At 70.5% G+C, this 17,282-nt stretch carries 21 protein-coding genes; 11 read left to right on the top strand and 10 right to left on the bottom strand.

What is annotated here, in order from left to right; all coding sequences use genetic code 11:
• Window position 1: 1 nt before the first annotated feature.
• Both ABZ896_RS05085 and ABZ896_RS05090 read right to left on the bottom strand, forming a co-directional pair.
• Complete coding sequence (locus ABZ896_RS05085) at window positions 2–682, bottom strand: response regulator transcription factor (protein ID WP_015659563.1); 681 nt, start codon at window positions 680–682, stop codon at window positions 2–4.
• Window positions 679–1,932, bottom strand: coding sequence for an ATP-binding protein (locus ABZ896_RS05090; RefSeq protein WP_360922086.1), 1,254 nt, complete (start codon window positions 1,930–1,932; stop codon window positions 679–681). The genes ABZ896_RS05085 and ABZ896_RS05090 overlap by 4 nt, the downstream gene beginning before the upstream one ends.
• Window positions 1,933–2,156: 224 nt before the next feature.
• On the opposite strand from ABZ896_RS05090, the gene phoU reads away from it, so the two are divergent.
• Together phoU and ABZ896_RS05100 are read left to right on the top strand one after the other, a co-directional pair.
• Window positions 2,157–2,849 (top strand): phosphate signaling complex protein PhoU, encoded by a 693-nt coding sequence (phoU, locus tag ABZ896_RS05095; RefSeq protein ID WP_360922089.1) that lies wholly within the window; start codon window positions 2,157–2,159, stop codon window positions 2,847–2,849.
• Window positions 2,850–3,005: 156 nt separating this feature from the next.
• Window positions 3,006–3,164 (top strand): hypothetical protein, encoded by a 159-nt coding sequence (locus ABZ896_RS05100; RefSeq protein WP_360922092.1) that lies wholly within the window; start codon window positions 3,006–3,008, stop codon window positions 3,162–3,164.
• A gap of 73 nt (window positions 3,165–3,237) precedes the next feature.
• Here ABZ896_RS05100 and ABZ896_RS05105 read toward each other — a convergent pair whose 3' ends face one another.
• The 4 genes from ABZ896_RS05105 to ABZ896_RS05120 form a co-directional block, all read right to left on the bottom strand.
• Window positions 3,238–3,588 carry a DoxX family protein gene (locus ABZ896_RS05105; RefSeq protein ID WP_360922095.1) on the bottom strand — a complete coding sequence of 117 codons (351 nt, stop codon included), beginning with the start codon at window positions 3,586–3,588 and terminating at the stop codon, window positions 3,238–3,240.
• 197 nt (window positions 3,589–3,785) lie between these two features.
• A complete protein-coding gene (locus ABZ896_RS05110; RefSeq protein ID WP_360922098.1) occupies window positions 3,786–4,580 on the bottom strand; it encodes an ABC transporter permease in 795 nt (264 codons plus the stop codon).
• Window positions 4,577–5,527 (bottom strand): ATP-binding cassette domain-containing protein, encoded by a 951-nt coding sequence (locus tag ABZ896_RS05115; protein ID WP_360922100.1) that lies wholly within the window; start codon window positions 5,525–5,527, stop codon window positions 4,577–4,579. Before ABZ896_RS05115 ends, ABZ896_RS05110 begins: the two co-directional genes overlap by 4 nt.
• 43 nt (window positions 5,528–5,570) lie before the next feature.
• Complete coding sequence (locus ABZ896_RS05120; RefSeq protein ID WP_360922103.1) at window positions 5,571–6,239, bottom strand: DUF4097 family beta strand repeat-containing protein; 669 nt, start codon at window positions 6,237–6,239, stop codon at window positions 5,571–5,573.
• Window positions 6,240–6,461: 222 nt separating this feature from the next.
• Here ABZ896_RS05120 and ABZ896_RS05125 point away from each other — a divergent pair, with 222 nt between their 5' ends.
• From ABZ896_RS05125 to ABZ896_RS05140, 4 genes are all read left to right on the top strand, one after another.
• Entirely contained in the window at window positions 6,462–7,235 is a 774-nt protein-coding gene (locus tag ABZ896_RS05125; RefSeq protein WP_360922106.1) for a helix-turn-helix domain-containing protein, read from the top strand.
• A 132-nt stretch (window positions 7,236–7,367) separates the two neighbouring features.
• Window positions 7,368–7,865, top strand: coding sequence for a hypothetical protein (locus ABZ896_RS05130; protein ID WP_360922109.1), 498 nt, complete (start codon window positions 7,368–7,370; stop codon window positions 7,863–7,865).
• Window positions 7,866–7,874: 9 nt separating this feature from the next.
• Complete coding sequence (locus ABZ896_RS05135; protein WP_360922112.1) at window positions 7,875–8,612, top strand: aminoglycoside phosphotransferase family protein; 738 nt, start codon at window positions 7,875–7,877, stop codon at window positions 8,610–8,612.
• Window positions 8,613–8,652: 40 nt separating this feature from the next.
• Window positions 8,653–9,057, top strand: coding sequence for an SMI1/KNR4 family protein (locus ABZ896_RS05140; protein ID WP_360922115.1), 405 nt, complete (start codon window positions 8,653–8,655; stop codon window positions 9,055–9,057).
• Between the two features lie 67 nt (window positions 9,058–9,124).
• On the opposite strand, the gene ABZ896_RS05145 is transcribed toward ABZ896_RS05140, so the two are convergent.
• Complete coding sequence (locus ABZ896_RS05145) at window positions 9,125–9,886, bottom strand: phosphoglyceromutase (RefSeq protein WP_360922118.1); 762 nt, start codon at window positions 9,884–9,886, stop codon at window positions 9,125–9,127.
• 151 nt (window positions 9,887–10,037) lie between these two features.
• Between ABZ896_RS05145 and ABZ896_RS05150 the strand changes: the two genes are divergently transcribed.
• Window positions 10,038–11,303, top strand: a complete 1,266-nt coding sequence (locus ABZ896_RS05150) for an MFS transporter (RefSeq protein WP_360922121.1) — start codon at window positions 10,038–10,040, stop codon at window positions 11,301–11,303.
• On the opposite strand, the gene ABZ896_RS05155 is transcribed toward ABZ896_RS05150, so the two are convergent.
• Window positions 11,278–11,703: a DUF2000 domain-containing protein gene (locus ABZ896_RS05155; protein WP_360922124.1), complete on the bottom strand. Its 426-nt coding sequence runs from the start codon at window positions 11,701–11,703 to the stop codon at window positions 11,278–11,280. The two genes, ABZ896_RS05150 and ABZ896_RS05155, sit on opposite strands and share 26 nt — an antisense overlap.
• 49 nt (window positions 11,704–11,752) lie before the next feature.
• Here ABZ896_RS05155 and ABZ896_RS05160 point away from each other — a divergent pair, with 49 nt between their 5' ends.
• Window positions 11,753–12,583, top strand: coding sequence for an AraC family transcriptional regulator (locus ABZ896_RS05160; RefSeq protein WP_360922127.1), 831 nt, complete (start codon window positions 11,753–11,755; stop codon window positions 12,581–12,583).
• 24 nt (window positions 12,584–12,607) lie between these two features.
• The gene (locus ABZ896_RS05165; protein WP_360922130.1) at window positions 12,608–13,102 is read left to right on the top strand and encodes a hypothetical protein; all 495 of its coding nucleotides are present in this window, start codon (window positions 12,608–12,610) and stop codon (window positions 13,100–13,102) included.
• Between the two features lie 14 nt (window positions 13,103–13,116).
• On the opposite strand, the gene ABZ896_RS05170 is transcribed toward ABZ896_RS05165, so the two are convergent.
• Together ABZ896_RS05170 and mshA are read right to left on the bottom strand one after the other, a co-directional pair.
• A complete protein-coding gene (locus ABZ896_RS05170; RefSeq protein ID WP_360922133.1) occupies window positions 13,117–13,608 on the bottom strand; it encodes a YbjN domain-containing protein in 492 nt (163 codons plus the stop codon).
• Window positions 13,601–14,938 (bottom strand): D-inositol-3-phosphate glycosyltransferase, encoded by a 1,338-nt coding sequence (gene mshA, locus ABZ896_RS05175; protein WP_360922137.1) that lies wholly within the window; start codon window positions 14,936–14,938, stop codon window positions 13,601–13,603. The genes ABZ896_RS05170 and mshA overlap by 8 nt, the downstream gene beginning before the upstream one ends.
• A gap of 203 nt (window positions 14,939–15,141) precedes the next feature.
• On the opposite strand from mshA, the gene ABZ896_RS05180 reads away from it, so the two are divergent.
• Both ABZ896_RS05180 and ABZ896_RS05185 read left to right on the top strand, forming a co-directional pair.
• Window positions 15,142–15,936 (top strand): class I SAM-dependent methyltransferase, encoded by a 795-nt coding sequence (locus ABZ896_RS05180; protein ID WP_360922140.1) that lies wholly within the window; start codon window positions 15,142–15,144, stop codon window positions 15,934–15,936.
• Between the two features lie 239 nt (window positions 15,937–16,175).
• On the top strand, window positions 16,176–17,273 hold the full coding sequence (locus ABZ896_RS05185; RefSeq protein ID WP_360922143.1) for an NlpC/P60 family protein: 1,098 nt from the start codon (window positions 16,176–16,178) through the stop codon (window positions 17,271–17,273).
• The last annotated feature ends 9 nt before the right edge of the window (window positions 17,274–17,282 follow it).

Here is a 17,282-nt window from a genome sequence, read left to right on the forward strand (position 1 = left end):
TTTACGGCTCGAATTTGTAGCCGAGACCCCGCACCGTCACCAGGTACCGGGGCGCGCCCGGGTCCGGCTCGATTTTGGCGCGGAGGCGCTTGACGTGGACGTCGAGGGTCTTGGTGTCGCCCACGTAGTCGGCGCCCCAGACGCGGTCGATGAGCTGCATGCGGGTCAGGACGCGGCCCGCGTTGCGCAGCAGCATCTCCAGGAGGTCGAACTCCTTGAGGGGGAGGTCGACCTTGGAGCCGGAGACCGTGACCACGTGGCGGTCCACGTCCATACGGACCGGACCGGCCTCCAGCGCGGCCGGGGTGACCTCCTCGGGCTCGCCGCGGCGGCGCAGGACGGCCCGGATACGGGCGACCAGCTCGCGCGAGGAGAACGGCTTGGTGACGTAGTCATCGGCTCCTATTTCCAGGCCCACGACCTTGTCGATCTCGCTGTCCTTGGCCGTCACCATGATGACGGGGACGTTGGAACGGCCGCGCAGCTGGCGGCAGACCTCGGTGCCGGGCAGGCCCGGCAGCATCAGGTCGAGGAGGACGAGGTCGGCGCCGTTGCGCTCGAACTCGTCGAGTCCGTCGGGGCCCGTGGTCGCGACCGCGACCTCGAAGCCCTCCTTGCGGAGCATGTACGACAGGGCGTCGGAGAAGGACTCCTCGTCCTCGACGACGAGCACTCGGGTCACGGAAGGACCTCCGGGGCGGGAAGCGGGTCGTAAGAAGTCGACTCGGGGGTGGGCCCGTCCTCGTCGTCGAGGTCGGGGTGCTGGAGCGCGCGGTCGCGGGCCGCGCCCGCCTCCGGCAGCCTGAGGGTGAACGTGGAGCCCTGTCCCTCCGAGCTCCACACCGTGACCTCCCCGCCGTGCGAGGCGGCCACGTGCTTGACGATCGCGAGACCGAGGCCCGTGCCGCCCGTCTGGCGGGAGCGGGCCGGGTCCACGCGGTAGAAGCGCTCGAAGACGCGCTCCTTGTCCTTGTCGGAGATGCCGATGCCCTGGTCGGTGACGGCGAGCTCGATCAGGTCGCCGCCGGGCGCGGTGACCCGGCGGGCCGCTATGCCGACGCGGGTGCGGGCGGGCGAGTAGTTGACGGCGTTCTCTACGAGGTTGCCGAGGGCCGCGGCGAGCTGGCCGCGGTTGCCCCAGACCAGCAGGTCGGCGGAGCCTCCCGCGGCCATGGTGATCTGCTTGGTGCCCGCCTGGTGGCGGCAGCGGTCGATGGCCTCGGCAACGAGTTCGTCGACGCGGACCGGCTCGGCGTCCTCCAGCGGGTCGTCGTTCTGCACCCGGGAGAGGTCGATGAGCTCCTGGACCAGGTTGGTCAGCCGGGTCGCCTCGATCTGCATCCGGCCGGCGAAGCGCTCGACGGCCTCCGGGTCGTCGGAGGCGTCCATGACGGCCTCGGACAGCAGGGAGAGCGCGCCGACGGGGGTCTTCAGCTCATGGCTGACGTTGGCCACGAAGTCGCGTCGTACCGCCTCGATCCGCCGGGCCTCGGTGAGGTCCTCGACGAGGAGCAGTACGAGCCGGGAGCCGAGGGGCGCCACGCGCGCGGAGACCGCCAGGGCCTCGCCGCGGCCGGTCCCCCGTCGGGGGAGGTCCAGCTCGACCTGCCGTATCTCGCCGTCCCGTCGGGTGTCGCGGGCCATCTGGAGCATCGGCTCCACGGAGAGCTTGCCGCCGCGGACCAGCCCGAGGGCGTAGGCGGCGGAGCTGGCCTTGACGACGGCGTCGGCCTCGTCGAGGACGACGGCCGAGGAGCGCAGGACGGACAGGACGGTGTCCACGCCCGGGGGGAGGACCGGGTCGGTGTGCAGGGAGGTGCGGGTGGGGCGTTTCTGGTCGCGTTCGCTCCAGCGGAACGCCAGCATGGCGATCACACCGGTGAGCACACCGGCGATCGCTGCCGCTGCGGCGACCGCCGCGTTCACGTCCATGCCTCCAGGTTAGGCACGGGATCGGTCCTGGCCACAGCCGTCCGAGTGTCAGCTCGAACACTCGTCGCCCAGAGTTCACCTTGGAGCCAGTATTGGTTCATTTGGGAGGGCGGAAACGGACGCGTAGGGGGCCGAACGTGGGAGCGTGGGGTACGCAGCACCGGTTTCACGGCCGGTTTTGGCCCCTGGAACCCCGAGAGAACGACGTACGAGAGGGAACCCTGATGCGGGACGCGTACCACGAGGAACTTGACTCGATCGGCGACGGTCTGGTGGAGATGGCCCGGCTGGTCGGCTCGGCGATCGGACGCGCCACGACCTCCATCCTCGACTCCGACCTGAAGCTGGCCGAAAGCGTGATCGAGGCCGACCAGAAGGTGGACGACCTCCAGCACGACCTGGAGGCGCGCGCGATAGCGCTGCTGGCCCGGCAGCAGCCGGTCGCCACGGATCTCCGTATCGTCGTCACCTCGCTCCGCATGTCCGCGGACCTGGAGCGCTCGGGCGACCTCGCGCAGCACGTGGCGAAGCTGGCCCGGCTCCGCTTCCCGGAGCGCGCGATCCCGCACGACCTGCACGCCACCATCCTGGAGATGGGCCAGCTGGCGCAGCGCCTGATGGCGAAGGCGGCCGAGGTCATCATCACGAAGGACGTCGACCTGGCGCTCCAGCTGGAGCAGGACGACGACGAGATGGACCTCCTGCACCGCACGCTCTTCCAGCACCTGCTGGACGACAAGTGGAAGCACGGCATCGAGACGGCGGTGGACGTCACGCTGCTGGGCCGCTACTACGAGCGCTTCGCCGACCACGCGGTGTCGGTCGCGAAGCGGGTGGTGTACCTGGTGACGGGCGAACACGCGGACGAGCTCCAGGCGGCTGAGATCCAGCCGGTGGCGGGGGTCGAAGGGGCGTGACCCTCCGGGGGTGGCACCGGTGAGGTGTGCGGGGAGCTGTTCGGGGCGTGGGCGAGCCACAGTGCGCCGTTGATGCGCCCAGGGGGGCGGGCATGCAATGGGGACAGGGTCTGGTCGTACGCCGGGAAGGTCAGGCCCTCGCCTCGAGGAGGACCCATGGCCGAATCCCCCAGCACTCCCACGTCCGACCCGACCCAGGAACGCCCCACCGAGCAGCCCGCCCAGATCAGGACCCTGACGGTCATCGGCGCGTGCAGCTGCGGCTCGGGCTGCGGGTGCGGGTGCCAGTCGGGCAACCCGTGCCAGTGCGGCTGATCCGGTAGCCCGCGGTTGTCTCGTACTTCTCGTACGACGATGAGGGGCCCCAAGCGATCGACGGGGCCCTTCGTCAGACGGCCGCTGCCAGGCCCAGGACCAGGGCGGACACATTGGTGGCGAGGAAGACGATCCCGCCCACGATGTTGCGGGAGCCGACCCGCAGGTGGGCGATGATGGCGCCGATGAAGTAGAGCGTGAGGCCACCGGCGGCGAGGGTGCCGAGGACCGGTACGGCGAGCCCGGCCAGCAGCCCCGCGGTGCCCGCGGCGAGCAACATGCCCAGTACCGGCACCCACTTGCGGGGTATTCCCTTCATGTCCGCCTGGGTCTTGGGGTATTCGTGGCCGATCAGATAGGTGACGGCGGCGGCCCCGTTGAAGACCGCGCCGAGGATCGTGACCGTGAGGTAGGCGGCGAACAAGTTGACTCCCTGCTCTGTGGGTCTGTGGATCGTGCCGATGGGTGCTGCTCCTGGACGACGGATCGACGGCTCGGTTTTGTGACATCGCAGGGGACCGGACGTATAGCCGCCAACTCACGGTCTAGGTGCGCCGCGTACACGAAAAGGGCGGTGCGAATCGGTGCGCACCGCCCCAACCACCAGCGTGGACATGGCCGTTACTTCGGGTCGGCGTCGAACTTCGACGTGGACCAGAAGTAGCCGAGGACCGCGAGCCCCACGCACCAGGCGATCGCGAGCCATCCGTTGTGGCCGATCTCCGTGCCGAGCAGCAGCCCGCGCAGGGTTTCGATGGCCGGCGTGAACGGCTGGTACTCGGCGATCGGCTGGAACCAGCCTGGCATCGCGCCGACGGGCACGAACGTGCTGGAGATCAGGGGCAGGAAGATCAGCGGCATCGCGTTGTTGCTGGCCGCCTCCGCGTTGGGGCTGACCAGCCCCATGCCGACGGCGATCCAGGTGAGCGCCGTCGCGAACAGGACGAGCAGTCCGAAGGCGGCGAGCCACTCCAGGACCGTGGCGTCGGTGGAGCGGAACCCGATCGCCACCCCGACCGCCCCCACGAGGACGACGCTGATGACCGACTGGAGCACGCTGCCGACGACGTGCCCGATCAGCACGGACCCGCGGTGGATGGACATCGTGCGGAAGCGGGCGATGATCCCCTCGGTCATGTCGTTGGAGACGGAGACCGCGGTGCCGATCGTGGTGGAGCCGATGGTCATCAGCAGCAGACCGGGCACAAGGTAGGCGGTGTACGCCGAGCGGTCCGGCCCGCCACGGCCCCCGATGCCCGCGCTCATGGTGTCGCCGAAGATGTAGACGAACAGCAGCAACAGCATGATCGGCGTGAGCAGCAGGTTCAGCGTGAGAGACGGGTAGCGGCGGGCGTGCAGGAGGTTGCGCCGCAGCATCGTGGACGAGTCGCGCACGGCGAGGGAGAGATTGCTCATCGGGCCGTCTCCTCAAGGGGGTTGGCGGTGCTGTCGGTCAGGGCGAAGAACACGTCGTCGAGGTCGGGGGTGTGCACGGTCAGCTCGTCGGCCTCGATACCGGCGGAGTCCAACCGGTCGAGTACGGCGCGCAGTTCGCGCTGGCTGCCGTCGCTGGGGAGCTGGAGCGCGAGCGCCTCGTCGTCCGGTGCCGCGTCGTGCAGGGCGGATGCGGCGGACCGGTAGGCGGCCGGGTCGGTGAAGCGGAGCCGGACGTGTCCGCCGGGGACGATCCGCTTCAACTCCTCCGCGGTGCCTTCCGCGACGATCCCGCCGTTGTTCAACACCGCGATCCGGTCGGCGAGTTCGTCCGCCTCCTCCAGATACTGCGTGGTGAGGAAGACGGTCACCCCGTCGGTCACCAACTCCCGGATGATCCCCCACATGGTGTGCCGGGAACGCGGGTCGAGACCGGTGGTCGGCTCGTCCAGGAAGATGATCCGCGGACCGCCCACCAACGTCATGGCGATGTCGAGCCGCCGCTTCATACCCCCCGAGTAGGTCGACGCGGGCTTCTTCGCCGCCTCCACCAGGTCGAAACGCTCCAGCAGTTGGGCGGAGACCCGCTTCCCCTCGGCCCGGGACAGGTGATGCAGGTCCGCCATCAACAGCATGTTCTCCTCACCGGTGATCAGCCCGTCCACCGCGGAGAACTGACCGGTCACCCCGATCGCCGCCCGCACTGCCTGCGGTGCGGTGGCGATGTCGTGCCCGGCGATCGACGCCTGACCGGCGTCGGCCCGGATCAGAGTGGAGAGGATCTTCACGGCGGTGGTCTTTCCGGCGCCGTTCGGGCCGAGCAGGGAGAAGATCGTCCCCTGCGGGACGGCCAGGTCGACGCCGTCGAGGACGGTCTTGTCGCCGTACGACTTGCGCAGCCCGTTCGCCGCGATGGCCAGGTCGGTCATGTCAAGTACTCCTAGGTGAAGGCGAGTTGCAGGCGCCGGGTGGCTAGAGGCTGCGGGCGGTGATGTCGCCGTAGCCGGAGGTCGCGTGGAGGGTGAGGTCGGCGCCGTCGGCGTTCTTGAGGCTGTTGTGGATACGGCCGTACGCGGTGCCGGCGTCCAGGGCGGCGGAGACCCCGCGGGCCGCGGTGACCGTGATGTCGCCGTGCTCGGTGCGCAGGGTGAGCGCGCCGGCACCGGCCTCGGTGACGGTCAAGTCGCCCTTCTGGGTGCGGAGTTCACCGCTTCCGCTCAGACGGCCGACGGTGATGTCGCCGGCCTGGAGGGTCAACTGGACGTCGGCGGTCTCGTCGAGCTTGACCGTGGCCTGGGCGGCCTCGAAGACGATGTCGCCGAGGCGTCCGACCCCGCGCAGTTCGGCGGCGGCCGCGGTGGCCCGGACACGGGAGCCGGCGGGCAGTTGGACGGTGACCTCGACGGCACCGGACGGACCGAAGGCCTGGTTCTTGACGGGGGTCTCAATCCGCAGGACCGCGCCTTCCGCGTCGTAGGCGACGGTGGTCTGCTCGGCGGCCCTCACGTCCCGGCTGCGGGAGGCGTCCGCGGGGAGCACCTCGACGGTGGTGTCGGCCCGGTCGGCGGCGATGAACCGGATGGCGCCGGCGGGGATGTCCAGGACGGCCAGGACGGGGGCGGGGGTGGCGAACTTCTGCATGGTGCACTCCTTGGCTTCGCTGTTTCCGATGATGGAAAAGCTACGTTGCGTTCATAGATACGGCAACATATTCGTTGCACGTGACTGTCATTTACGCAGCTAGAAGCCGCGAAATCATTGCAATGGACGTAAAACTAATGCAACAACACTCACTCGAAGCGTTGCAATAGATGGAGACTGAACGCTATGCTGGCGATGTCACGAACCACTGAGGAGGCCGCGATGCCGGGAGGCAGACTCACCCAGCAGGAACGTCAGCAGATCGCGCTGGGACTGGCCGACGGCCTCGCCTACGCGGAGATCGCGCGACGCCTCGACCGCCCGACCTCGACCGTCACACGCGAGGTCATGCGCAACGGCGGCCCCGCCGGCTACCGCGCCGACCTCGCCCACCGGGCCACCGAACACCGTGCGCACCGCCGTAGGCAGACCGTGCCGCGCGGGGCGAAGACGCCTCTTGAGGGCGACGGACGCGATGTCGAGGCCGTACGCGCGTACGAGGAGTCGTTCACCACGCTCCTCATGCAGCAGGGGCTGCCGAAGATGATGTCCCGGGTGCTGGTGTGCCTCTACACGAGCGACGCGGGCAGCCTCACCGCGTCCGAACTCGCCCGGCATCTGGAGGTCAGCCCGGCGTCCATCTCCAAGGCGATCACGCTTCTGGAGAGCCAGGGGCTGATCCGGCGGGAGCGCGACGAACGCCGGCGCGAGCGGTACGTCGTCGACAACGACGTCTGGTACCAGGGGATGATCGCCAGCGCCCGGGGCCACGCCCAGATGGCCGAGACCGCACGTCAGGGCGTCAGCCTCCTCGGTCCCGACTCCCCCGCCGCCGTCCGCCTGGAGAACATCGCGCGCTTCGTCGACTTCGTCGGGGAGAGCATGATCCGGGCGGCGGAGCAGGCCCGGGACATACTCTTCGCGACGCCGGAGACGATGTCTGAGTCGACGCATGAGCCGATGCCGGTGCCGGACGGCGGTGACGGACCGCGGTGACGGGCGGGGCGGGTCCGGAGCGCTGAGTCGCTCGACGGCCTGTTGCTCGACGGCCCGTTGCTCGGCGGCCGTCCGTTGTCAGTGGCTGCTGCTCTACTGGGATTCAGCAGACGGTGACCGACGGAGACCGACATGGGTGTTCTGTACGACTACTTCCACGCGCCCGACCACACCACGGCGACGGACCAGGCGATCGGCCCGGGCGGCGACTGGCTGCGCGGGTCGTCGCTGGAGGACGTGGGCGCGGACTGGATCGACGCGAAGGGGCTGGACCCGGACGTCGTGCTGGCGCAGTTGGTCGCCTTCGCGGAGGGCGTCCGGCTCGCCGACCAGCAGGACGCGCCGGAACTGGTCTGGCCCGAACCGCCGTACCCCCAGGCCGGATCCGACGACCCCGACTCCCCGTGGAACACCGGGCTCATCCTCCAGCAGCTCCCCGACCGCTGGCGTGACCTGCTCGCCACGCTTCCCGAGGACGCCGTACCGATGGTGGCGGCCCAGTGGTTCGAGATAGAGGAGGTCGACTTCGCGGACTACCTCCACGTCAAGGACACGGTCGAGACGTTCATGGCCCTGGCGTCCCGGGCGCGCGCGGCGGGTGCCCATGTGTACTGCCGGTGCTGTCTGTGAGGGCGGTTCATGGCCGCCGGCGGTGAGGAAGTGCCGCTGTCCGGCGGGCGTATCACGGCCGGGGTGGTACGGATCGCGGACACGGTACGCCGCCCGACCTCGGCGTCCTCCCCGTACGTGGCCGTTCTCCTCACCCACCTCGAACGGCAGGGCTTCTCCGGCGCTCCCCGCCACCTCGGCACCGACGAGCGGGGTCGTGACGTCCTCAGTCACATCCCGGGCGAGGTGCCGTCCCGGTTCCAACGGTGGACGGACGCTCAAGTCGCCGCGGCAGGACGCCTGTTGCGAAACCTCCACCACGCGACCCGCACCCTCCCCGGCGCCGCCCCCGTCGTCTGCCACCACGACCCCGGCCCCAACAACACCGTCTTCCGCACCGAACTCCCCGTCGCCTTCATCGACTTCGACACCGCGGCCCCGGGAGACCCACTCGAGGACCTCGCCTACATGGCCTGGACCTGGTGCGTCTCCTCCCGCCCCGACCGGGGTCCGGTCGAACTCCAGGCCGCACAGGTACGGCTGCTAGCCGACGCCTACGGACTCCCGCCGAAGGACCGACCACGACTGTTCGACGCGATAACGGAACGCCAGACACGCAACGCGAACTGGTGGCGCCAACGCCTACCCGAGAACCACCGCCCCCACGACACAACCACGGAACAAATCACCGACCGCATCACATGGTCCCTACGGGAACACAACTACACAGCCACCCACCGCACCGAGTTCCACGCGGCTCTCCACTGAGCCGACCACCGCGCTCTCGGTGTCAGTGGTGGTCGCTAGCGTGACCACTGACTGGTTCCGCGCCTGGACCGGCAGCGCGGAGGCGAACGGCGACTGCTTCCGTGTGTTCGGCCAGGACGGCACCGGCGGCTACGCGGCCTTCTGGCTCGTCCGCCCGCACCGCCCGCTCGTCGACCAGCCCGTGGTCTTCCTCGGATCCGAGGGCGAAACCGGGGTCGTGGCGCGTGACTTGGGTGCCTTCTTGTGGCTGCTGGCAGGTGGATACGGCCCCTGGGAGGCGGCCACCTCGTACGAACCGGACTGGGTCCCGCGTCACCACCAGGAACTGGCGTCTGTCGCCGAAAGATTCACGGCCGACCACAGGCAGCCAGCAGATGCCGTCATCGAGCAGGCGACCCGAGAGTTCCCCGACTTCGACGACACCATGATGGACCTCTGCCGCTGACCGCCACGGCCCGCGAAAACCCCCTACCCGCGGCGAAACCGCAGGTAGGGGGCCCAAGCAAAACGGGTTACTTCTTCTTGCCCTGGTTCTTGACCGCCTCGATCGCTGCCGCTGCCGCGTCCGGGTCGAGGTAGGTGCCGCCGGGGTTCAGCGGCTTGAAGTCGGGGGCGAGTTCGTAGGAGAGGGGGATGCCCGTGGGGATGTTCAGGCCCGCGATGTCGGCGTCGGAGATGCCGTCGAGGTGCTTGACCAGGGCGCGGAGGGAGTTGCCGTGGGCGGCGACGAGGACCGTGCGGCCGGCCAGGAGGTCGGGGACGATGCCGTCGTACCAGTAGGGGAGCATGCGCACGACGACGTCCTTGAGGCACTCCGTGCGGGGGCGCAGCTCCGGGGGGATGGAGGCGTAGCGGGGGTCGCCCGACTGCGAGAACTCCGTGCCGTCCTCGAGCGGCGGCGGCGGGGTGTCGTAGGAACGGCGCCACAGCATGAACTGCTCCTCGCCGAACTCCGCGAGGGTCTGCGCCTTGTCCTTGCCCTGGAGCGCGCCGTAGTGGCGCTCGTTCAGGCGCCACGAGCGGTGGACGGGGATCCAGTGCCGGTCCGCCGACTCCAGCGCCAGCTGCGCCGTGCGGATCGCGCGCTTCTGGAGGGAGGTGTGGACCACGTCGGGGAGGAGATCGGCGTCCTTCAGGAGCTCGCCGCCGCGGACTGCCTCCTTCTCGCCCTTCTCGTTGAGGTTGACGTCCACCCAGCCGGTGAACAGGTTCTTCGCGTTCCATTCGCTCTCGCCGTGGCGGAGGAGGATCAGCTTGTACGGTGCGTCGGCCATGCGTCTGAGCGTAATCCACGGCCCCGGTCCGCCGTGTGTCCGCTCGGCAGGCGGACGGTTGACGGGATCTGTTAATTGAGTGGCCCGCCGACGACCTACGTCAGTAAGTTGCGATCACTACCCGAGCCGCTTACATCTGTGGGGGATCCCTGTGTCAGTCGCCAGCCTGAGACGTGCCACGCACGAGACCGTCTCCGGCCTCCCCCGCGAGTTCTGGTGGCTGTGGACCAGCACCCTCGTCAACCGGCTCGGCGCCTTCGTCGCCACCTTCATGGCGCTGTACCTCACCCTCGACCGCGGCTACTCCGCCTCCTACGCCGGTCTCGTCGCCGCCCTGCACGGCCTCGGCGGTGTCGTCTCCTCCCTCGGCGGCGGGGTCATGACCGACCGGCTCGGACGGCGCCCCACCCTGCTGATCGCCCAGGCCTCCACCGCGGCCTCCGTCGCGCTGCTCGCCTTCGTGCACGACCCGGTCGCCATCGCCGCCGTCGCCTTCCTGGTCGGCATGGCCTCCAACGCCTCCCGCCCGGCCGTGCAGGCGATGATCGCCGACGTCGTCCGGCCCGAGGACCGTATCCGCGCCTTCTCCCTCAACTACTGGGCCATCAACCTCGGTTTCGCGATCTCCTCCACGGCCGCCGGCTTCATCGCCGAGGTCAGCTACCGCGCCGGGTTCCTGGTCGAGGCCGGGATGACCGCGGTCTGCGCGGTCGTCGTCTTCCTGAAGCTGCCCGAGTCCCGGCCGAGCGCACCACAGAGCACCGGGAGCTCGCAGGACGACGTACGCCTGACGACCGTCCTGCGCGACCGGCGGTTCATGGCGGTCGTGGGGCTGTCCTTCCTCGTCGCGGTGATCTTCCAGCAGGGTTCGCTCGGGCTGCCCGTCGCGATGGGCGAGGCCGGGTTCACGCCCGCCGACTACGGGCTGGCCATCGCCCTGAACGGCGTGCTGATCGTCGCCCTCCAGATCCCCGTGACCCGGCTCATCCAGCACCGGGACGCCAAGCGGCTGCTCGTCGTGTCGTCGCTCCTCGCGGGGTACGGCTTCGGGCTCACCGCCTTCGCCGGGTCCGTGGGCCTGTTCGCCCTCACCGTCTGCGTCTGGACGGTCGGCGAGATGATCAACGCGCCGACGCAGACCGGCCTCGTCGTCCGCCTCTCCCCCGCCCAGGGCCGCGGCCGCTACCAGGGCATGTACACCCTGTCCTGGTCCGTCGCCGCCCTCGTCGCGCCCCTCCTGTCCGGCTTCGTCATCGACCACTACGGCGCCGAGTGGCTGTGGGGGCTGTGCGCGGTCGTCGGAACGGTCGCCGCGGCCGGGTACGCCGCCCTCATGCGCCGACTGCCCGACGAGGGCCCCCACACCGCCGTACTCGAGAAGTCCGCCGCCGTCACGGATGCATCCGCGCGCCCTTGAGCACCTTGTCCACGGCGTTGCGTGGCCCGTACACCGCGAGTCCCACCAGGTCCAGCTCCGCCGTCGCGACCGCCCGCACCGCCGCGCGGTTGTCACGGTCGTTGCCGGTCGAGAAGAGGTCGCTCGTGAAGACGGAACACGCCAGCGAACGGGACAGCACGCGCGCGTGGGCCGTCGTCAGCGTCTCCTTCGTGCCCTCGAAGACCAGGACCGGCTGGCGGAACATCCGCAGATAGGACACCCCGTCGGCGTCCTCGTACGGCTCCCCCATCACCTCCGGCGCCTCCGTACCCAGGCCGCTGACCAGGAAGGAGGTGACATTGAGGCGCTGCCAGGTCTCCAGGTCCTCGCGCAGCAATACGGCGATCTTGGTGTCGAAGCGGATCGGTTCAGTGCTCATGGGGGAAGCGTGCGGGTCGTCGTACGACACCGTCTTGTACGTTCTTTGCATGGCCCCCGCGCACCCGGCCCCCCGGCACCCGGCCCCCCGGCGCGACGTCACCGCATGGCGGCCCCTCGTCCCCGGCGTCACCGAGGTCTTCCACGCCCACTTCACGGAGTACGCCTACCCGATGCACGTGCACGAGGCGTGGACGCTGCTCATCGTGGACGACGGCGCCGTCCGGTACGACCTCGACCGGCACGAGCACGGGACGCCGGGCGACACCGTGTCGCTGCTGCCGCCGCACGTCCCGCACAACGGCGAGCCCGCCACCCCGGGCGGCTTCCGCAAGCGGGTCGTCTACCTCGACGGCACCCACCTCGGCGACGACCTCATCGGACCCGCCGTCGACACCCCCGACCTGCGGGATCCACTGCTGCGGCGGCGCGTCGGACAGCTGCACACCGCGCTCGTACGGCCCGGCGAGGAGCTGGAGGCCGAGAGCAGGCTGACGTTGATCGGCGAGCGGCTCACCACGCTCCTACGGCCCCGGAAGGCGACCGGGACCCGCCGCGACCCCGCGCTCGCCCGCCGGCTGCGCGAACTCCTCGACGAGCGGGTCGTCGAGGGGCTGTCGCTGGAGGAGGCCGCGGGGCTGGTGCAGGCCCATCCGGCGCATCTCGTACGGGCGTTCAGCGGGGCGTACGGCATCGCGCCGCACCAGTACCTGACCTCGCGCCGCGTGGACCGGGCCCGGCGGCTGCTGCTCGCGGACCGCAGGCCGGCCGAGGTCGCCGCGCTCACCGGCTTCCACGACCAGGCCCATCTCACCCGGCACTTCAGGAAGTTGGTGGGGGTCACGCCGGGGCGTTATGCGCGGAAGACACCCGTCCGGTGATCGTCCGCGATTACCGTCCCCTCCATGGATGACACACAGAAAGCACACGACTCGGACACATCTCGAATCGCGCCGGTCAAAAACCGCTCCCTACCACTCAGACGCTTCTCGGTCGCCGTCGCGGGGGCGGCGACCGTTCTGGCCCTCGGTGTCGGCGGTGTCGCCCTCGCCGCCACCTCGGACGACGACCCCACCCCCGAACCGCCGACCTCGACGAGCACCCAGGACGACGGCGGCACCGTGGGCGGCAGCGGCGGCACCGACCCGTCCCCGACCTCAACCTCCGTCGACGACCCGACCGACGAGCCCTCCGCCCCGAGCCAACTCGACGAGATCGAGCGGCGGCTCACGGAACTCGACCGGAAGATCGACCAGTTGCCGACGAAGAAGGAACTGGCCGACGCGCTGCGGGCGATGGCGAACGAGCTCGACAAGCCGTCGTCGGAGCCGAGCGGCGAACCCCACGACCCGACCGACGAGCCGCTGCCCGACAACTCCCTGCCGCCGGGCGGGAACTGAGACCGCGCCCGGGGTCAGCCGGCCGGTCCGCGCGTCAGATGCGCGAACGCGTCCAGGTTCCGCGTCGACTCGCCCCGGGCCGTCCGCCACTCGTACTCCCTGCGGATCGCGGTGGCGAACCCCAGCTCCAGCAGCGTGTTGAAGGCACCGTCGGCCGCCTCCAGGACCTGGCCGAGGAGGCGGTCGACCTCGTCGGCGGTGACGGCGGCGAGCGGCAGCTTGGCGGTGACGTAGATGTCGCCGAGGTGGTCGACGGCGTACCCGATGCCGTAGAGCTTGAGGTTGCGCTCCAACAGCCAGCGGTGGACGCCGGGTTCGTTCTCGTCGGGGTGGCGGATGACGAAGGCGTTGAGCGAGAGGGAGTGGCGGCCGACCAGCAGGGAGACGGTCGTCTTCAGCTTGCGGGTGCCGGGCAGCTGGACGACGTAGGTGCCGGGCTCCGGGCTCTCCCACTCCAGCTCGGCGCCGGCCAGGAACTCCTCGATCACCTTCCGCGCGTCAGCCATGGTGCGAGCGTACGCGACGGCGGTGCGACTGGGCCGCCGCGATGTAGACGTCCGCCGTCGCGGCCGCCGCGGTGTCCCAGCCGAAGGACTGCGCGTGCCGGGCGGCGGCCTCGCCCATCCGGGGCGCGAGGGCCGGGTCGTCGGCGAAATCACGCAGCACGCGCGCGTAGCGGGCCGGATCGTGTCCTCGTACGAGGAAACCGGTCCGTTCGTCGGCCACCGCCACGGGCAGCCCGCCGACCGCCGCCGCGAGGACCGGGGTGCCGGCCGCCTGGGCCTCTATGGCGACCAGGCCGAAGGACTCGCTGTAGGACGGCATCACGAGCACGGAGGCGGCCCGGAACCAGTCGGCGAGCTGCTCCTGGCCGACGGGCGGGTGGAAGCGGACGACGTCCGCGATGCCGAGCCGGGACGCCAGTTTCTGCAGGCCCTCCGGTTTGGACAGGCCGCTGCCGCTGAGGCCGCCGACGACCGGGACGAGGATGCGCGAGCGCAGGTCGGGGCGCTCGTCGAGCAGGACCGCCACCGCGCGCAGGAGGATGTCCGGGGCCTTGAGGGGCTGGATGCGGCCCGCGAAGAGGGGGATCAGGGCGTCCTGCGGGAGGCCGAGGCGGGCGCGGGCGGCGGCGCGGCCGTCGGCGGGGCGGAAGCGGTCGAGGTTGACGCCCGGGTGCACCACGGCGACCTTCGCGGGATCGGCGGCGTAGTGCCGTACGAGCTCCTCGCGCTCCTCGGCGGTGTTCGCGATGAGACGGTCGGCGGCGGAGACGATCTGGGTCTCGCCGATGACGCGGGCGGCCGGCTCGGGGGTGTCGCCGCTGGCCAGGTTGGCGTTCTTGACCTTGGCCATGGTGTGCATGGCGTGCACCAATGGGGTGCCCCAGCGCTGCGCGGCGAGCCAGCCGACATGGCCGGAGAGCCAGTAGTGGGAGTGGACCAGGTCGTAGTAGCCGGGGCGGTGGCCGGCCCAGGCCTGCATCACGCCGTGGGTGAAGGCGCAGAGCTGGGCGGGCAGGTCCTCCTTGTTGAGGCCCTCGTAGGGGCCCGCGTCGATGTGACGGACCAGGACGCCGGGGGCCATCTCGACCGTCGGCGGGAGTGCGGCCGTCGTCGCGCGCGTGAAGATCTCCACCTCGATGTTGATCGCGGCGAGGCGCTGGGCGAGTTCGACGATGTAGACGTTCATGCCGCCGGCGTCGCCGGTGCCGGGCTGGTGGAGCGGTGAGGTGTGCACGGAGAGCATGGCGACACGGCGCGGGCGGCGGTGCAGCCTGAGCCTTGGGGGCGTGGCCGGAGAGCGGCGCCCGAGCCTGCTGACGTACTGGCTCACGTGGCGGTCCTCCTTGCAGCGGGCATGCCTGTCGGAGGGTGCTCGGCGCCCTCCAAGGGGGTGCAACAGCGGAGGGTCGGGTTCCCATTCCGGGCGCGCCGAATTTTGCCGAGGTATTACCGGTCATCGTTCAACCGTTCGATGCCGGGGCACGTTGTTATGCCCCTGCCTGCGACCTACGGCGGCCGCCTAAGCTCGTGAACATGTCCTCCCGCGCCACCTCCCGCCCCGTGGGCACGGTCACGCGCGGGACCACCAACCCGAACCGGCTGCGGCGCATGGACCGGTGGATCGCCGCCGTCCAGGGGGCCGCCCTGCGCCGTGCCGCGGACCCCGTCGCCGTCGACCTCGGGTACGGCGCCGCGCCCTGGACGGCCGTCGAACTGCTGGTCCGCCTGCGCGCGACCGCGCCCCACGCGCGCGTGGTCGGCGTCGAGATCGAACCGGCGCGGGTCGCGGCCGCGAAGCCGTACGAGCGGGACGGGCTCGTCTTCCGGCACGGCGGGTTCGAGATCCCCGTCCCCCAGCGGCCGTTGCTGATCCGGGCGGCCAACGTGCTGCGGCAGTACGACGAGGCGGAGGTGGCCGCGGTCTGGGAGCGGCTGTGCGGACGGCTCGCGCCCGAGGGGCTGCTGGTCGAGGGGACCTGCGACGAGATCGGGCGGCGGCACGTGTGGGTGGCGCTCGGGCCGGAGGGGGCGCGGACGGTGACGTTCGCGGCGCGGCTGGGGTCCCTGGAGCGGCCGTCGGATCTCGCCGAACGGCTGCCGAAGGCGCTCATCCATCGCAACGTCCCCGGTGAGCCGGTGCACGCGTTCCTGCGGGACTTCGACCGGGCCTGGGCGGCCGCGGCGCCCTACGCCTCGTACGGCGCCCGGCAGCGGTGGATCCGGGCGGTGCGGGATCTCAGGGCGGACTGGCCGGTGACGGACGGGGCCGCGCGGTGGCGGCAGGGGGAAGTGACGGTGGCGTGGGGGGCGTTGGCGCCGCGGGGGTGAGGGGCGTCGGCGCGGCCGATCCGTCCGGTTTCACCCGGAAGGGTGAGCGATGGCGGAACGATCTCCGTGAGTCGTTCGTCACACAGGCGGGGAGATCGTCATCGGGGGCGGGGAGCGGGGGAAGGGACGGGAAGGACGGCGGGCGAGAAGTACCAGCTCTGTCGTTTTGGGGCACAACGTGGCACGATCCCCCGGGCACCGTAAGTTACTGACGGTAAATCAGCTTTGGGGGCAAGGGTATGGGGACGGGCAAGCGCGGTCTGATCGCTGTGGCCGTGAGTGTGATCGGCGCGGTCACCGTGCTGGCGGCGCCGGGCGCGGCGTTCGCGAGCGTCACCGCTCCGACGCCGACACCGACGTCCTCCGCCTCCGCTTCAGCCGACGCCTCGACTCCCGTGACCAACAAGGACATCGAGGCCGTACGCAAGCAGCTGGACGAGCTGTACCACGACGCGGCCGTGGCCACCGACGCCTACAACGCCGCCGAGGAGAAGGCCCGGCGCCAGTCCGCGCAGATCGTCGAACTGGCCAGGAAGATCGTCAAGGGCCAGGAGAAGCTCGACGCGTTGAAGAAGCGCGCGGGCGCCGCGGCCGCCGCCCAGTACCGCACCGGCGGACTGCCCGACGAGGCACAGCTGATGCTCAGCGACAGCCCGCAGCAGTTCCTCGACGGCACCGGGCGGGTGCTCCAGGGGCAGCGCGCCACCAAGGCGCTGATCGCGGAAATGACCTCCACCCAGCAGGACTTGAAGCAGTACGCCGCGGACGCCTCCGCCCAGTGGACGAAGCTGGAGGCGAACCGCAAGGCGAGGGCGGCCGCCCAGAAGCAGATCGAGAAGCAGATCGCGGCGGCCGAGAAGCTCGAGTCCCAGCTGGAGGAGAAGGAGCGGGAGCGGCTCGCCGAGTTGGAGGAACAGGCCGCGTACCAGGCACAGAGCGCCTGGCTGGACTCCGGGATCCTCGACGAGATCAAGAGCAACGCGAGCGCGGCCGGGAAGCTGGCCGTCGAGTACGCCACGGCCCAGATAGGCAAGCCGTACGAATGGGGCGCCGAGGGCCCGGGGTCGTACGACTGCTCGGGGCTGACCTCGCAGGCCTGGGCGAGCGCCGGCTCCCCCATCCCCCGCACCTCGCAGGAGCAGTGGAAGCAGCTCAAGCACGTCGACATCAAGGACATGCGGCCCGGTGACCTGATCATCTACTTCGACGACGCCAGCCATGTCGCGATGTACATCGGCGAGGGCGCGATCGTGCACGCCCCGCGGCCGGGGCGGACGGTGACGATCGCCGGGGCGGGGTCGATGCCGATCCTCGGGGTGGTCCGGCCGGACGCGTGAGCGGCTGGG

The sequence above is a fragment of the Streptomyces sp. NPDC047072 genome (assembly GCF_040643855.1).
Lineage (GTDB): Bacteria > Actinomycetota > Actinomycetes > Streptomycetales > Streptomycetaceae > Streptomyces.

Coding starts and splice junctions, on each gene's coding strand:
- phoU (WP_360922089.1), top strand. CDS start 2,157: ATGCGGGACGCGTACCACGAGGAACTTGACTCGATCGGCGACGGTCTG.
- ABZ896_RS05125 (WP_360922106.1), top strand. CDS start 6,462: ATGCCGGGAGGCAGACTCACCCAGCAGGAACGTCAGCAGATCGCGCTG.
- ABZ896_RS05145 (WP_360922118.1), bottom strand. CDS start 9,886: ATGGCCGACGCACCGTACAAGCTGATCCTCCTCCGCCACGGCGAGAGC.
- ABZ896_RS05135 (WP_360922112.1), top strand. CDS start 7,875: ATGGCCGCCGGCGGTGAGGAAGTGCCGCTGTCCGGCGGGCGTATCACG.
- ABZ896_RS05170 (WP_360922133.1), bottom strand. CDS start 13,608: ATGGCTGACGCGCGGAAGGTGATCGAGGAGTTCCTGGCCGGCGCCGAG.
- ABZ896_RS05180 (WP_360922140.1), top strand. CDS start 15,142: ATGTCCTCCCGCGCCACCTCCCGCCCCGTGGGCACGGTCACGCGCGGG.
- ABZ896_RS05110 (WP_360922098.1), bottom strand. CDS start 4,580: ATGAGCAATCTCTCCCTCGCCGTGCGCGACTCGTCCACGATGCTGCGG.
- ABZ896_RS05165 (WP_360922130.1), top strand. CDS start 12,608: ATGGATGACACACAGAAAGCACACGACTCGGACACATCTCGAATCGCG.
- ABZ896_RS05115 (WP_360922100.1), bottom strand. CDS start 5,527: ATGACCGACCTGGCCATCGCGGCGAACGGGCTGCGCAAGTCGTACGGC.
- ABZ896_RS05100 (WP_360922092.1), top strand. CDS start 3,006: ATGGCCGAATCCCCCAGCACTCCCACGTCCGACCCGACCCAGGAACGC.
- ABZ896_RS05090 (WP_360922086.1), bottom strand. CDS start 1,932: ATGGACGTGAACGCGGCGGTCGCCGCAGCGGCAGCGATCGCCGGTGTG.
- ABZ896_RS05160 (WP_360922127.1), top strand. CDS start 11,753: ATGGCCCCCGCGCACCCGGCCCCCCGGCACCCGGCCCCCCGGCGCGAC.
- ABZ896_RS05185 (WP_360922143.1), top strand. CDS start 16,176: ATGGGGACGGGCAAGCGCGGTCTGATCGCTGTGGCCGTGAGTGTGATC.
- ABZ896_RS05155 (WP_360922124.1), bottom strand. CDS start 11,703: ATGAGCACTGAACCGATCCGCTTCGACACCAAGATCGCCGTATTGCTG.
- ABZ896_RS05130 (WP_360922109.1), top strand. CDS start 7,368: ATGGGTGTTCTGTACGACTACTTCCACGCGCCCGACCACACCACGGCG.
- ABZ896_RS05120 (WP_360922103.1), bottom strand. CDS start 6,239: ATGCAGAAGTTCGCCACCCCCGCCCCCGTCCTGGCCGTCCTGGACATC.